The 15,403-nt window shown below is 72.3% G+C and carries 10 protein-coding genes and 1 pseudogene; 10 read left to right on the top strand and 1 reads right to left on the bottom strand.

Annotated features, from left to right (window positions below):
* Nucleotides 1-22: 22 nt before the first annotated feature.
* Entirely contained in the window at nucleotides 23-1,747 is a 1,725-nt protein-coding gene (locus tag AB0O07_RS21435) for a phospholipid carrier-dependent glycosyltransferase (RefSeq protein ID WP_365635564.1), read from the bottom strand.
* Between the two features lie 212 nt (nucleotides 1,748-1,959).
* Here AB0O07_RS21435 and rsmI point away from each other — a divergent pair, with 212 nt between their 5' ends.
* The 10 genes and pseudogenes from rsmI to AB0O07_RS21385 all read left to right on the top strand — a co-directional run bounded on the left by rsmI (nucleotide 1,960) and on the right by AB0O07_RS21385 (nucleotide 15,371).
* Complete coding sequence (gene rsmI / locus AB0O07_RS21430; protein ID WP_365635809.1) at nucleotides 1,960-2,829, top strand: 16S rRNA (cytidine(1402)-2'-O)-methyltransferase; 870 nt, start codon at nucleotides 1,960-1,962, stop codon at nucleotides 2,827-2,829.
* Nucleotides 2,830-2,957: 128 nt separating this feature from the next.
* Nucleotides 2,958-3,209, top strand: a pseudogene (locus AB0O07_RS21425) (hypothetical protein); the annotation flags it as partial.
* A 405-nt stretch (nucleotides 3,210-3,614) separates the two neighbouring features.
* Complete coding sequence (locus AB0O07_RS21420) at nucleotides 3,615-4,496, top strand: TatD family hydrolase (protein ID WP_365635563.1); 882 nt, start codon at nucleotides 3,615-3,617, stop codon at nucleotides 4,494-4,496.
* A 104-nt stretch (nucleotides 4,497-4,600) separates the two neighbouring features.
* Nucleotides 4,601-5,899 carry a ubiquitin-like domain-containing protein gene (locus AB0O07_RS21415; protein ID WP_365635561.1) on the top strand — a complete coding sequence of 433 codons (1,299 nt, stop codon included), beginning with the start codon at nucleotides 4,601-4,603 and terminating at the stop codon, nucleotides 5,897-5,899.
* 128 nt (nucleotides 5,900-6,027) lie between these two features.
* Nucleotides 6,028-6,873, top strand: coding sequence for a 16S rRNA (adenine(1518)-N(6)/adenine(1519)-N(6))-dimethyltransferase RsmA (rsmA, locus tag AB0O07_RS21410; protein WP_365635807.1), 846 nt, complete (start codon nucleotides 6,028-6,030; stop codon nucleotides 6,871-6,873).
* Nucleotides 6,870-7,802 (top strand): 4-(cytidine 5'-diphospho)-2-C-methyl-D-erythritol kinase, encoded by a 933-nt coding sequence (locus AB0O07_RS21405; RefSeq protein WP_365635559.1) that lies wholly within the window; start codon nucleotides 6,870-6,872, stop codon nucleotides 7,800-7,802. The genes rsmA and AB0O07_RS21405 overlap by 4 nt, the downstream gene beginning before the upstream one ends.
* Nucleotides 7,803-8,178: 376 nt before the next feature.
* Nucleotides 8,179-10,050 carry an ABC-F family ATP-binding cassette domain-containing protein gene (locus AB0O07_RS21400; protein WP_365635557.1) on the top strand — a complete coding sequence of 624 codons (1,872 nt, stop codon included), beginning with the start codon at nucleotides 8,179-8,181 and terminating at the stop codon, nucleotides 10,048-10,050.
* 243 nt (nucleotides 10,051-10,293) lie between these two features.
* Entirely contained in the window at nucleotides 10,294-12,306 is a 2,013-nt protein-coding gene (locus tag AB0O07_RS21395) for a PQQ-binding-like beta-propeller repeat protein (RefSeq protein WP_365635555.1), read from the top strand.
* A 132-nt stretch (nucleotides 12,307-12,438) separates the two neighbouring features.
* Nucleotides 12,439-14,307, top strand: coding sequence for a PQQ-binding-like beta-propeller repeat protein (locus AB0O07_RS21390; protein WP_365635553.1), 1,869 nt, complete (start codon nucleotides 12,439-12,441; stop codon nucleotides 14,305-14,307).
* A 323-nt stretch (nucleotides 14,308-14,630) separates the two neighbouring features.
* Entirely contained in the window at nucleotides 14,631-15,371 is a 741-nt protein-coding gene (locus tag AB0O07_RS21385) for a LuxR C-terminal-related transcriptional regulator (RefSeq protein ID WP_365635551.1), read from the top strand.
* Nucleotides 15,372-15,403 lie beyond the last annotated feature (32 nt).

Raw genomic sequence — 15,403 nt, 5'->3', positions numbered from 1 at the left:
CGGCCGCCCCGGCCGCCCGTCCCTACACCCAGGTGTCCAGCCACATCCGGCTGCGCCAGGAGTCCAGCGGGATCGGCGCCCCCGTGTACAGCGGCCAGAAGTAGATGAAGTTCCAGATGATCAGGAGCACCAGCACCCCGGCCCCGACCGCCCCGACCGTCCGGCGCCGCTCGTCCGCGCCCGGCGGGCCCAGGAAGGCGCCGATCATCATCGCCACCGCCAGACAGAGGAACGGCACGAAGATCACCGCGTAGAAGAGGAAGATCGTCCGCTCCTGGTAGAGGAACCAGGGCGCCCACCCGGCCACCACCCCGCAGGCGATCGCGCCCGCGCGCCAGTCGCGGCGGAAGAACCAGCGCCACAGCACATAGCAGAGCGCGAACGCGCCCGCCCACCAGAGCAGCGGCGTCCCGATCGCCAGCACCTCGCGGGCGCACTTGCCGGCCGTCTCCGCCGGGCAGCCGTCCTTGCCGGCCGCCGGGTCCTCGTAGAAGTACGAGACCGGGCGGCCCAGGACGATCCAGCTCCACGGGTTCGACTGGTAGGTGTGGCCGGAGGTCAGGTTCACATGGAACTGGTAGACCTCGTACTCGTAATGCCAGAGACTGCGCACCCAGTCGGGGAGCCAGGTCCAGTCGCCGCCCTGGCCCGCCGTCGTCGCCCAGTTCCGGAAGTACCCCTTGTCGGTGACGATCCAGCCGGTCCAGGAGGCGAGGTAGGTGGCGATCGCGACCGGCACCGTCGAGAGGAACGCCGGGACGATGTCCCGCCGCGCCACCGCCCGGTACGGCCGGACCGCGCCCGCCGTGCGCCGTGCGCCCACGTCCCACACCACCGCCATCAGCGCGAAGGCCGCCAGCGTGTAGAGGCCGCTCCACTTCGTCGCGATGGCCAGCCCCAGCAGCACCCCGGCCGCCAGCCGCCACGGCCGCCAGCCCAGCCGCAGCGTCTCGGCGACCGAGGCGTCCGGCCGCAGGATCCCCTCCGCCTCGTCCACCGGGAGCGCGCCGGCGAGCCGGGCCCTGGCCCGGTCGCGGTCGATCAGCAGCGCGCCGAAGGCGGCCAGTACGAAGAACATCAGGACGAGGTCGAGGAGCGCGGTCCGGCTCATCACGAAGTGCAGTCCGTCCACGGCGAGCAGCGCGCCCGCCAGACACCCCAGGAAGGTGGAGCGGAAGAGCCGGCGGCCGATCCGGCAGAGCATCAGCACGGAGAGCGTGCCGAGCACGGCGACCATGAAGCGCCAGCCGAACGGGGTGAAGCCGAAGAGCTGTTCCCCGAGGCCGATCACCCACTTGCCGACCGGCGGGTGCACCACATAGCCGGGGTCGGCGGGGACCGGGACGGCGGACGGGTCCTTGAGGATCGACGCGTCGACGTCCTTGGGCCAGTTGCCCTCGTACCCCTGGTTGATCAGGGACCAGGCGTCCTTGGCGTAGTACGTCTCGTCGAATATCACCGCCTTGGGCTGCCCCAGGTTCCAGAACCGCAGCACCCCGGCGACCAGCGCCACGAGCACCGGCCCGCCCCAGGCCGACCAGCGGACCAGCCGCCCGGCCACCGGACCCGGCACCCCGAGCACCGCCCACAGCCGGTCGGAGGGCCGGGTGTACGGCGGCACCAGGCGTTCCCGCAGGCCCGTCACCGGCCGGGGGGCGTGTCCGAACCGGCGCAGCCGCTGTGGCCAAGAGGGCTGCTGGTCGTCGGCGTCGTGCCCCTGGAGGGCTTCTGGAGCGGTACTGGTCACCGCGCCATCGTAGGGAACGCCGCTGTGCGAGGGGCGCCGCCCGCCCTGCGAGGATGGCGGATGTGACTGCGACACCATCCACCACCTCCTCCGCCGGCCCTTCCGACACCCCCGGGGCGACGCCCGCCACCCCCTCCGATTCCGTCCCCTCCCCCTCCGATTCGGTCTCCGGATCTCCCTCCGGATCTCCCTCCGGCGCGGCGGGGGCCGGGATCCTGGTGCTCGCGGGCACGCCCATCGGGGATGTCTCCGACGCGCCGCCGAGGCTCGCCGCCGAGCTGGCGGGCGCCGATGTGATCGCCGCCGAGGACACCCGGCGGCTCCGCCGGCTCACCCAGGCGCTCGGGGTGCAGACGCGGGGGCGCGTCGTGTCGTACTTCGAGGGCAACGAGTCCGCCCGTACGCCGGAACTGGTCGAGGCGCTGGAGGGCGGCGCGCGCGTGGTGCTCGTCACGGACGCGGGGATGCCGTCCGTCTCCGACCCCGGCTACCGGCTGGTCGCGGGCGCGGTGGCGCGCGGGATCCGGGTGACGGCCGTACCGGGCCCCTCCGCCGTGCTCACCGCGCTGGCGCTCTCCGGGCTCCCCGTGGACCGCTTCTGCTTCGAGGGGTTCCCGCCGCGCAAGGCGGGCGAGCGGCTCGGGCGGCTCCGCGAGGTGGCCGGCGAGCGGCGCACCCTCGTCTACTTCGAGGCCCCGCACCGGCTGGACGACACGCTGGCCGCGATGGCCGAGGTCTTCGGCGCCGAGCGGCAGGCCGCCGTCTGCCGCGAGCTGACCAAGACGTACGAGGAGGTACGGCGCGGCCCGCTCGCCGAGCTGGCGGCCTGGGCGGCGGAGGGGGTACGGGGCGAGATCACCATCGTCGTGTCGGGCGCCCCGGACCCGGACCCGGCCGAACTCGACCCGGCGGAGCTGGTGCGGCGGGTGCGGGTGAGGGAGGAGGCGGGGGAGCGGCGGAAGGAGGCGATCGCCGCCGTGGCGGCGGACGCGGGGGTTCCCAAGCGGGAGGTGTTCGATGCTGTCGTCGCGGCAAAAAACGCGGCCCGGACGCCCTCCGGGGAGGGTAAAGGACTATCGTGAAATGTAAAGCGCAGACCGCGTGCCGGGCCATTGGTACATGAGAACGCCAAGACCGAATCAATAATCGACAGGCGCTGATGCGCTCCCGCCTTCGAAGGCGTCCACTGGGTCAGTGGAGAGGAGCTGGCATGAGTGAGATCACGGGCACCGCCGTCGCCCACGAGGCATATGCCTTTTGCTGTATGCGTTGTGGTCACGGCTGGGAGCAGGCTTACGACATAGAGCACCATGTCGACGGCCTGGGCCGGAATGTCGTCGTGTACAAGGCGGACGGGGTGCGGGTCCCTTCCCCGCTTTCCAGCCCGACGTGTCAGAACTGCGGCGGCCATGTCGTCAGGATCATGCGGTCCGGCCAGGTCTCGTCGGTCCGGGCGCTGATGTACGAGCAGCACCACCCGGCGAAGACCGCGCGGAGCGCGAAGGCGGCGCGGGCGGCTAAGGCCGCGAAGGCCGCGAAGGCCGCGGGGGCCGTGGGGGAGCAGGGGGCGCCGGAGTCGACGGCGGACGAGATATCCGCCGGGACGTCCACCGGGGGGATACCCGCCGACGCGCCGCCGGCGGAAGGGGCGACCGTACAGCCGTCGCCCGAGGCGGCCCAGGGCCAGGGCCAGGGCCAGGACCCGGCCGAGGGCCGGGACCGGGCCAGGGCGCAGGGCCACCACCACTGGCACCTCTCCGACCTCCTCCACCCGTTCCAGCACCATCACCGCACGTGAGCGCCGGGTCCCGACGGGTCCACGGGGACCCGTCGGGACCCCTGGGACCACCCCCGTAGGATCGCGCCCATGAGCGCGTCCACGAGTTCGAAGCAGGCCCCGCCTCCGCCGCCCGAGCCCCTCCGGGTGGCGGTGGCGGATGCGCACACCCACCTGGACATGCAGGAAGGCACCGTCGCCGAGGCCCTGGAGAAGGCCGCGTCGGTCGGGGTCACGACGGTGGTCCAGGTGGGGTGCGACATCAAGGGTTCGCGCTGGGCCGCCGAGACGGCGGCCGCGTACGACCAGGTCCACGCGGCGGTCGCGCTCCACCCCAACGAGGCGCCGCGCATCGTCCACGGCGACCCCGACGGCTGGTCCCGCCAGGGGGCGAGGGCGGGCGGCGGCGACACGGCGCTGGACGACGCCCTGGCGGAGATCGCCGAGCTCGCCGCGCTCCCGCAGGTACGGGCCGTCGGCGAGACCGGGCTCGACCACTTCCGCACCGGGCCCGAGGGCAGGGCGGCGCAGGAGCGTTCGTTCCGCGCGCACATCGAGATCGCCAAGCGCCACGGAAAGGCGCTCGTGATCCACGACCGGGACGCGCACGCCGATGTCCTCCGTATCCTCGCCGAGGAAGGCGCGCCCGAGCGCACGATTTTCCATTGTTATTCAGGTGACGCGGAAATGGCCCAGGTGTGTGCCGCCGCCGGGTATTACCTGTCCTTCGCTGGAAATGTCACCTTCAAAAACGCTCAATCGTTGCGCGACGCGCTCACTGTAGCGCCGCTCGATCTGATCCTGGTCGAGACGGACGCCCCTTTCCTCACCCCGTCCCCATTCCGGGGCCGCCCGAATGCGCCGTATCTGATTCCCGTCACCCTGCGGGCGATGGCGGAGGTGCGCGGGACCGGCGAGGACGAACTGGCGGCGGCGATCGCGCGGAACACGGCGCGGGCGTTCGACTACTGATCCGGTCGCGCGTACGGACACGGGCCCGGATGCGCACGAACGGTCGCACAAAGTATCCGTCCGACTTTGGAGAGTGACACGGGCTCGGCTAATCTCCCGGACTCGTGAGCAGTGCACAGGGCAGTCACCGAGCACGCCGTGGCGGCGGCCACTCCCGCCGCCGTAAACCGACGGCCCCGGCGTCCGAGGCCGAGGGGCGCGGGTCCGAGGGGCGCGGGTCCGAGGGGCGTGGGTCCGGGGCGCGCGGGTCCGAGGGGCGCGCCCCGGAGGCCACCACCGGGGAAGCCCCCGAGGAGACGGCCAGGGGCGCGGGGCGCCGGGCCGCTCAGGTCGTCCCGCAAGCCCTCGTCGTCGCCGTCCTCGCGGGTGGCACCTCCGCCTTCGTCCACCACGACAAGGCGGTACGCCTCGACATCGACGGCGCCCCGCGCACCCTCCACACCTTCGCCGGGGACGTCGGCGAACTCCTCGCCCGCGAAGGCGTCGGCATCGGCGCACACGACCTCGTCGCCCCGGCCGCCACCACCCCGCTCGCCCACGGCGACGAGGTCGTCGTCCGCCACGGCCGCCCCCTCCTGCTCACCCTCGACGGCCACCGCCACCGCGTCTGGACCACCGCCGACACCGTCGACGGCGCGCTGCGCCAGCTCGGGGTGCGGGCGGAGGGCGCGTACGTCTCCGTCTCCCGCTCCGCCGCCATCGCCCGGCACGGCCTCGCCCTGGACGTACGGACCGAACGCGCCCTGACCTTCCTCGCCGACGGCCGCGAACACCGGCTCCGTACGAACGCGGCGACCGTCGCCGACGCGCTCACCGAGGCCGGCCTCACCCTGCGCGGCGAGGACACCACCTCCGTACCGCCCGGCAGCTTCCCGCGCGACGGGCAGACCGTCACCGTCCTGCGGATCACGGCGACCGAGGAGATCCGGGAGGAGCCCGTCCCGTACGACACGGTGCGTACCCCCGACGCCACGCTGTCGCGCGGCACCGAGGTCGTCGACCAGGCGGGCCACCCCGGCGCACGCCGGATCACGTACGCCGTACGCACCGTCAACGGCGTACGCCGCACACCCCGCCCGCTCCGTACGGAGACGGTGCGCGCGCCGGTCACCCAGCGGGTCCGGGTCGGCACCCGGGCCCTCCCGTCCTCCGTGACCGGCGCCGACGGCCTGAACTGGGGCGCGCTCGCCGCCTGCGAGTCGGGCGGCCGCCCGGACGCCGTGGACCCTTCCGGCACCTACGGCGGCCTCTACCAGTTCGACGCCGGCACCTGGCAGGCCCTCGGCGGCAGCGGCCGGCCCCAGCACGCCCCGGCCGCCGAGCAGACGTACCGGGCGAAGAAGCTCTACGTACAGCGGGGGGCGAGCCCGTGGCCGCACTGCGGCCGTAGGCTGAGCGGGTGAGCACCCCGAACCCCGACGCCTCCCCAGCGTCCCCCGACGCCTCTCCGGCGTCCCCCGACACCTCCGCTGCCCCTGATACTTCCTCCGCTGCCGCCTCTGCCGCCTCCGCCTCCGCCGCTTCGGACGCCCTGCTCGGCCCCGCCGAGGTCCGTGAGCTGGCGGCGGCCCTGGGCGTACGCCCCACCAAGCAGCGCGGGCAGAACTTCGTCATCGACGCCAACACCGTCCGCCGGATCGTCCGCACCGCGGAGGTCCGCCCGGACGACGTGGTCGTGGAGATCGGCCCCGGGCTCGGCTCACTGACCCTCGCGCTCCTGGAAGCGGCGGACCGGGTGACGGCCGTGGAGATCGACGACCTGCTCGCGGGCGCCCTGCCCGCGACGATCGCGGCGCGGATGCCGGCCAGGGCCGACCGGTTCGCGCTGGTGCACTCGGACGCGATGCTGGTACGGGAGCTGCCGGGCCCGGCGCCCACCGCGCTGGTCGCGAACCTCCCGTACAACGTCGCCGTCCCGGTCCTGCTCCACATGCTGGAGCACTTCCCGACCATCGAACGCACCCTGATCATGGTCCAGGCCGAGGTCGCCGACCGGCTGGCGGCGGCGCCCGGCAGCAAGGTGTACGGGGTGCCGTCGGTGAAGGCCAACTGGTACGCGGAGGTCAAGCGGGCCGGGGCGATCGGCCGTACGGTCTTCTGGCCCGCGCCCAACGTCGACTCGGGCCTGGTCTCGCTCGTACGCCGTACCGAACCCCCCAAGACGACCGCGTCCCGCACGGAGGTCTTCGCGGTCGTGGACGCGGCCTTCGCCCAGCGCCGCAAGACGCTGCGCGCGGCCCTGGCGGGGTGGGCGGGCTCGGCCCCGGCGGCGGAGGCGGCGCTGGTCGCGGCGGGGGTGTCGCCGCAGGCGCGCGGGGAGTCGCTGACGGTGGAGGAGTTCGCGCGGATCGCGGAAGCGGGGAGCAGGCAGGCATGACACCGAACCAGCCCCGCGTACGAGTCCGAGTCCCTGCCAAGGTCAACGTCCAACTGTCGGTGGGCCCGGCGCGCCCCGACGGCTTCCACGACCTGGCCAACGTCTTCCTGGCGGTCGGCCTGTACGACGAGATCACGGCGACCCCCGCCGAGACCCTCCGCATCACCTGCGAGGGCCCGGACGCCGGCCAGGTCCCCCTGGACCACACGAACTTGGCGGCCCGAGCCGCCCTGACCCTGGCGGCCCGCCACCACATCCCCCCCGCCGTCCACCTCCACATCACCAAGGACATCCCCGTGGCGGGCGGCATGGCGGGCGGCAGCGCGGACGGCGCGGGCGCCCTGCTGGCCTGCGACCGTCTCTGGGGCCTGAACTCCCCACGCGCTGAACTCCTCGACATCTGCGCGGAACTGGGCAGCGACGTCCCCTTCAGCCTGCTGGGCGGCGCGGCCCTGGGCACCGGCCGGGGCGAACACCTGACCCCCCTGCCGGTCGGCGCCCCGTTCTCCTGGGTCTTCGCGGTAGCGGACGGCGGCCTCTCCACCCCCAAGGTCTTCCAGGAATTCGACCGCCTGACCGCAGGCACCCCCGTCCCGCCCCCCACCGCGAACCCAGCCCTCTTGACGGCCCTGAGCACCGGCGACCCCACCGCCCTGGCCGCCACCCTCACCCACTCCAACGACCTCCAGCCGGCCGCCCTCACCCTCCGCCCCTCCCTGACCGCCACCCTGGCCGCAGGCACAGAGGCAGGCGCCCTGGCCGCCCTGATCTCCGGCTCGGGCCCGACAACAGCCTTCCTGGCCAAGTCCCCGGAGGCGGCAGCGGACCTGGCCCAAGCCCTCCTGACCTCGGGCACCTGCCGCACGGCCCGCGTGGCGACGTCACCTGCGGAGGGGGCGACGGTGGTGGAGCACACGGCGGAGGGCTGAGCGACGAGGGCGGCTTCGGACCGGCGGAGCCGCCCTCACGAGGTTCTCGGCATGTTCCGCGCCATGGCCCGCATGGATGAGCCGGGGGACGGTGAACGCGGTATCCGCCCATGCCGGACCAGGACAGGCAAGAGCCCGGTCCAGTACCCGGATTCCGGACCGAAGGGGCCGAGGTGAGGTGATCCGGGGCTCAGATCCGGGTGCGATCCGCGTCACCCGCGCTTCGTACACCGGGCCGCCGGATCGCCGTCGTCACCGGGCCCCGCCATCAGACCCGGGCTCCACCCCCGAACCGGGCCGGACGGCTCGACCCGGCGGGCGACTACGCTGGGACGTCGGTCGAACCCGGTCGAGTTTCCCCCGTACAGGAGCGTTGATGGCCGTCAATCTGGTCAATGTCGAGGCAGTCACCAAGGTGTACGGCACCCGTGCGCTGCTCGACGGGGTCTCTCTCGGGGTCTCCGAGGGGGACCGGATCGGCGTCGTCGGGCGGAACGGGGACGGGAAGACCACCCTCATCCGGATGCTGGCCAAGCTGGAGGAGGCGGACAGCGGGCGCGTCACCCACAGTGGGGGGCTGCGGCTCGGGGTGTTGACGCAGCATGACTCCCTGGACCCGGCGGCCACCGTACGGCACGAGGTCATCGGGGATCTGGCCGATCATGAGTGGGCCGGGAACGCGACGATCCGGGATGTGCTCACCGGGCTCTTCGGGGGGCTCGACCTGCCGGGGTTCCCGCAGGGGCTGGATACGGTCATCGGGCCGCTCTCGGGCGGTGAGCGGCGCCGGATCGCGCTGGCCAAGCTGCTGATCGGCGACCCGGAGCTGATCGTTCTCGACGAGCCCACCAACCACCTCGACGTCGAGGGCATCGCCTGGCTCGCCGACCATCTGCGCGCCCGCCGCTCCGCGCTCGTCTGCGTCACGCACGACCGGTGGTTCCTCGACCAGGTCTGCACCCGCATGTGGGACGTCCAGCGCGGCACCGTCCACGAGTACGAGGGCGGCTACTCCGACTATGTCTTCGCGCGCGCGGAGAGGGAGCGCATCGCCGCCACCGAGGAGGCCAAGCGGCAGAACCTGGTCCGCAAGGAGCTGGCCTGGCTGCGCCGGGGCGCCCCCGCCCGTACCTCCAAGCCGCGCTTCCGCGTCGAGGCGGCCAACGAGCTGATCGCCGATGTACCGCCGCCCCGCGACACCTCCGAGCTGATGCGGTTCGCCAACGCCCGGCTCGGCAAGACCGTCTTCGAGCTGGAAGACGTCACCGTCCAGGCCGGGCCGAAGGTGCTGCTCACCCACCTCACCTGGCAGCTCGGCCCCGGCGACCGGATCGGTCTCGTCGGGGTCAACGGCGCGGGCAAGACCTCGCTGCTGCGGGCGCTCGCCGAGGCCGCGCGGAGCCAGGGCGACGTCCAGCCGGAGGCCGGGAAGGTCGTCGTCGGGAAGACGGTGCGGCTGGCGTACCTCTCCCAGGAGGTCTCCGAGCTGAAGCCGTCGCTGCGGGTGCTCGAAGCCGTGCAGCAGGTACGGGACCGGGTCGACCTGGGCAAGGGCCGGGAGATGACCGCGGGCCAGCTCTGCGAGAAGTTCGGGTTCACGAAGGAGAAGCAGTGGACGCCGGTCGGTGATCTCTCCGGCGGCGAGCGGCGCCGGCTCCAACTGCTGCGGCTGCTGATGGACGAGCCGAACGTCCTCTTCCTGGACGAGCCCACCAACGACCTCGACATCGAGACGCTCAACCAGTTGGAGGACCTGCTCGACGGCTGGCCCGGCTCCATGGTCGTCATCTCGCACGACCGGTTCTTCGTCGAGCGGACGACGGACAAGGTGATGGCGCTCCTCGGCGACCGCGCGCTGCGGATGCTGCCGCGCGGGATCGACGAGTATCTGGAGCGGCGGCGGGGGATGGTGGAGCGGGCCGTACCGGGTCCGGGGACGGGGGCGGGGGGCGGCGCGGGCTCCGGGTCCGGTTCCGGGTCGGGCTCCGGGGCGGGGGCGGCGGCTTCCGCGCCGGCATCCACCGCCGCCGTGTCGGCCAAGGACAATCGGGCCGCCAAGAAGGAACTCCAGAAGATCGAACGGCAGGTCGCCAAGATGGACGACCAGGAGAAAGTCCTTCACCAGCAGATCGCGGACAATGCGACGGACTTCGGGAAAGTCGCGGAACTCGACGCGCGGCTCCGTGAACTGAAAGCCGAGCGCGACGAGTTGGAAATGCGCTGGCTGGAGCTTGCGGAGGATGCGTAGAGACGGTGTGCGCGGAGCATAACAAGCGCGTCACAGGCCGGTCCGCCCTTGGGAACAGGGGCAACCCGGGCCGTTCGTCACGTTGGTCCGAGTGATACAAAGAAGCCCCGCTCGACTGATGTGACGATGCGGAATCCACACTCGAATCGCTCCATTCCGGTTGGCCGCGCTCCACGTGGCCCGCCGGGATCGCGGGGGAGTCCGACCGGGTCGTGATCCGCAACTAACAGGGGGAAAGCGCTGATGACGCAGCCACCCAGCCAGCAACCGCCGCAGGGGGGCTTCGGCGCTCCGCAGGATCCGTCTCAGGGCCCGTCCCAGGGTGCGTCTCAGGGGCAGCCTCAGGGTGCCCCTCCGGGGCCGTCCGGGCAGCCGGGGCAGCCTCAGGGTGCGCCGTACGGGGGTGCGCAGCCGCCGGTACCGCCGCCGATGCCTCCGGGGCAGCCGCCGATACCGGGGCAGCCGCCGCAGGCCCCGGCCCAGCCGCCCATGCCGCCCGCCCAGCCGCCGGCGCCCCCGGCCCAGGCCCCGCAGGCCGGGTACGGGTACCCGCAGACGCCGCCCGGTGGGCAGCCCGGGTACGGCTACCCCCAGGGGCCCGGCCAGGCACCGGGGCAGGCCCCGGGGCCGTACCAGCAGCCGGGTCCCTACGGGCAGGCCCCCGGCCCCTACGGGCAGCCGGGCCCTTACGGGCAGCAGCCGGGACCGTACAACCCCCAGGCCGGCGGTTACGGCTACCCCGGCTACCCGGGACAGCCCGGTGCCCCCACCGCGCCCCTCGGCAGCATCCCGGGCGGCCCCGGCGGCCCCGGCGGGCCCACCAAGAACCCCTTCAAGGGCAAGCCCGGTGTGATCATCGCGGCGGCGGTCGCCGGACTCCTCGTCGTCGGCGGCGGCGCCTGGTGGGCGGTGAGCGGCGGCGACAAGGGCGACGACAAGCCGGTCGTCGCCAAGAGCGGCAGCTCCGAGCCCTCCGCTTCCAGCTCCGACGATGTCGACAAGGGCGACGGCAGCGGCGGCGGGCGCGAGTCGGACGACGACCTCAACGCGGGGCGCAAGGACGGCGAGTCCAAGATCGACTGGCTGGCCACCAACGATGTCTCCCTGCCGGGCAACGGCGCCGACGTCTACGGTCCCTGGCTCGTCGGCGACACCCTCGTCAAGGCCATGTACCGCTCCGTCGTGGGCTACTCCCCGACCGACGGCAAGAAGAAGTGGGAGGTCCCGACCGACGCGCCGCTGTGCGCCGCGCCCAACGCCCCCACCACCGACGGCAAGATAGTCGTGGCGTACAAGAGCGCCAACACCGACAAGGCCAAGTGCACCCAGCTCCAGCAGATCGACCTCAAGACCGGCAAGGCGGGGTGGAAGAAGGCCGTCACCGCGCACGGCACCTGGGACTTCGTGAGCGAGCTGACGCTGACCATCAGCGGTGACACCCTCGCCGTCGGCCGCTCCAGCAACTCCGACGGCTACCGCGTCAGCGACGGCAAGGAACTCTTCGGCAAGCAGGACGGCGAGTGCCAGCCCGAGGCCTTCGCGGGCGGCGAGAAGCTGATCGCCGCCGTGAGCTGCGGCATCGACGACAAGCGGATCGCCCAGGTCGACCCGAACACCGGCAAGTCGCTCTGGTCGTACAAGCTCGCCAAGGGCTGGGAGCTCGACAAGGTCTACTCCGTCGACCCGCTCGTCGTCTCGGTGAAGAACAGCGACAAGAAGTCCTGGAGCGTGATGAGCATGACCGCCAACGGCGCTCTGCGCGCCCAGATCGACGGCGGCAAGGACCAGTTCGCGCCGAACTGCGGCGGCAAGTTCATCGTCTTCGGCCAGAACCTGGAGGGGTGCACCGGCCTCGCCGTCGGCGCGAACAACCTCTACATGGCGACCGCGCCGGGCTCCGACTCGCGCACCAACGAAGTCGTCGCCTTCAGCCTGGCCTCCGGCAAGCAGATCTGGCGCTCCAAGGCCCCCGAGGGCCGCACGATGATTCCGCTGCGCATGGAGAAGAGCAGCGTCCTCGTCTACATGGAGGCGTCCTACGACAAGGGCGGCACGCTCGCGACGATCGCGCCGGGCGGCGCCTCGCAGAAGACGCTCCAGCAGCACCCCTCGTCGACGTACCAGATCGAGACGTCCTTCTACAACGCCAAGTACCTCTTCGCCGACAACCGTTTCTACCTGGTCGCCGGGCGGGTGAGCGCGAGCAGCAAGTCGGAGGAGAAGCAGACGAAGACCATGATGGCCTTCAGTGACTGACCGTCATGACCGTCATGACCGTCCTGACTGTCCCGCTCGGTCGTTCCCGTCTCTCTCCGCCGTCTCGTTCCGCTCCGCCGGCTCCCCTCCTCTCCGACTTCTCCTTCCTGAACTCTTCGAGGTACGTACGTCATGACGCAGCCACCGCCACCGCCCAACCAGCCCCCGAACCAGCCGCCCCAGCCCCCGAACCAGCCCCCGCAGGGCGGGTTCGGCGCCCCGCAGGACCCGCCGCCCGGCGGCTTCGGCGCGCCGACGCCGCCCCCGCCGCAGAACGCGCCCGGGACCCCGCCGCAGGGGTACGGCTACCCGGCGCAGCCCGGTCAGCAGCCGGGTGAGCAGCCCGGATACGGGTACCCGGCGCAGCCGCCCACCGCCCCCATGCAGCCGCAGGGCCAGCCCAACCCGTACGGTCAGCCGGGCCAGCCCGGGCAGCCGGGCCCCTACGGGCAGGCCCCCGGCCCGTACGGCCAGCCCGGCCCCTACGGCCAGCCCGGCCCGTACGGCCAGCAGCAGACGTACGCCGCTCCGGCGCCGCCCGCGCCCGCCAAGAAGCCGAACCGGCAGATGCAGATCATCGTCGCGGCGGCGGTCGCCGTCGTCCTGATCATCGGCGGCGGCGTCTGGTTCGCGAACTCCGGCGGCAGCGGCGGCAACGACGCCAAGGGCGGCTCCTCCGGCTCCAGCGAGGGCGGCACCACCGGCGGGAAGGAGGGCGGCGGCCTGGCCGGCGGCGGCAGCGAGAAGGTGCCGTCCAGCACCAAGGCCAAGTCGGCCTTCAACGTCGAGCTGCCGAAGATCGACGACGTCACCGACGTGCACGGCTCCTGGCTCACCGACGCCGCGTACGTCAAGACCGGCGTCAACGAGGTCGTCGGGTACGACCGGGACAAGGGCACCCAGCTCTGGTCCGTCCCGCTGCCCGGCCAGGTCTGCGGGGCGACCCAGCACGTCAGCAAGGACAACCGGACGGCGATCCTCTTCGAGGCCGCCAAGCGCACCAGCGCCAAGAAGTACCAGTCGTGCACCGAGGTCGGTGTGATCGACCTGAAGGCCGGCAAGCTGGTGTGGAGCAAGTCCGTCTCCGGCTCCAACTCCGGTGACGACAAGTCGTCCTTCGACGAGGTCACCATCGGCGGCGACGCGGTCGCCGCGGGCGGCACGGACGGCGGCGCCGGCTTCAACCTCTCCGACGGCGCCGTGCGCTGGTCGCCCGAGGTGAACGCCGAGGGCTGCTACGACAAGGGGTACGGCGGCGGCGAGGCCCTGGTCGCGGTCCGCAAGTGCGGTTCGTACGACGACCCGCAGCTCTCCATCCAGAATGTGAACCCGGCCGACGGCGGGATCATCTCCAAGTTCCAGATGCCGGCCGGTGTCGAGTACGCGAGCGTCATCTCGACCAAGCCGCTGGTCGTCGCGGCGGACGTCGGGGACACCGCGAAGCTGGGCAGCAGCATCTCGGACTTCTTCTCGATCGACGAGAAGACCGGCAAGTTGCGGGCGAAGTTCCCGGCCGGGGACATGGACGCGGACTGCCGGAGCACCTCGGTCGAGCAGTGCAAGCGCGCCGTCGTCGGCAACGACCGGCTCTACCTGCCGTCCGGGGAGCACGACGCGCAGGGCGAGAGCTACGGCAAGACGAACGAGATCATCTCGTACGACCTCGCCACCGGGAAGACCACCTCGGACCGGGCGGACGCGGGCGGCAAGTACAAGATCAGCCCGCTGCGCATGGACGGCAACAACATCATCGCGTACAAGTACCCGCCGTACGACAAGGGCGGCCAGATCGTCTCCATCGACGCGGGTACGTTCAAGCAGACCGTGCTGATGGAGAACCCGTCCGACAAGGAGTCCCGGGACGCCGAGACCGGCTACAGCGAGGACTACGCGGAGATCCTCTACGGGGACGGCCGGTTCTACATCTCCAATGTGCTGATCAGCAACTCGACCAGCAAGTACAGCAAGTCGTACCTCGCGGTCGCGTTCACCGTGCACTGACGGGCACCACTGATGGTGCGCCGACCGTACGACTGATACCGCTGATATCTCTGATACGGGCGTTACGAGCGGCCCCGCCGGGCAGAAAGCCAGGGCGGGGCCGCTCACGCGTGATCAGAGAGTGATCCCTTCACGAGCCAGGAACGGCCGAATGTGAGGGCAACTTGCCCTGAACGGGACGAATTTCGCTGATCCGGGGGGCTTCTGGCGGGTAACGGGCGCGCAACGTCGAACAAGCGTGTAGCTTGCCGGGTCAGAGGTCCGGGGGGCTGGTGCCCCTGCCGGTCGCGGCAGGAGAACGAGCGGGGCAGGGGGGTTGCTCGATGGGCGTGCGGCTCATGGTGGTGGACGACCACAGATTACTGGCGGAAGCGCTGGCTTCCGCGTTGAAGCTGCGCGGGCACCGGGTGCTCGCGGCGGCCGCGCCGACGGCGGGCGTCGCCGAGCTGGTGGTGACCAGGGCGCCGGAGGTCTGCCTGATGGGCACGGCGGCGCCGGCGGAGCCGGGCGCGTTCGACCCGATCGTACGGATCAAACGGGACCGCCCGCAGGTGGCGGTCGTGGTGCTGGGCCCGGTGCCCAACCCGCGCGGGATCGCGGCGGCGTTCGCGGCCGGCGCGTCCGGTTACGTACGGCACGACGAGCGCATCGAGGGTGTCGAGCGGGCCATGGTCAAGGCGCGGGCGGGCGAGGCGGCGGTGGCGCCGCAGTTGCTCCAGGGCGCGTTCACGGAACTGCTCAACCCGGCGGCGCAGCCGGACGACGAGGGCCAGCGGCTGCTGCGGATGCTGACGCCGCGCGAGGTCGAGGTCCTCGTACGGGTCGCGGAGGGCGAGGACACCCGGCTGATCGCGGCGGGGATGGGGATAGCCCCGTCCACGGCCAGGACCCATGTCCAGCGCGTCCTGATGAAACTCGGCGTCGGCTCCCGCCTGGAGGCCGCCGCGCTGGCCGCCCGAACCGGCCTCCTGGACCGCGCCACGGTCCTGGCCGCCCCCCGCCCGGGCCCGGGAGCGGGGACAGGGGCGGGGACGGGGACGGGACAGGACGCGGCCGAGGGCTGAACGGGCCGTTCTCCGCCGTACTTCCGGGCGCG

Source organism: Streptomyces sp. NPDC093085 (genome assembly GCF_040683935.1).
In the GTDB taxonomy this organism is placed as follows: domain Bacteria; phylum Actinomycetota; class Actinomycetes; order Streptomycetales; family Streptomycetaceae; genus Streptomyces.
Note: the sequence above shows the minus strand (reverse complement) of the source record. Positions and strands in the feature narration are given on the sequence as shown.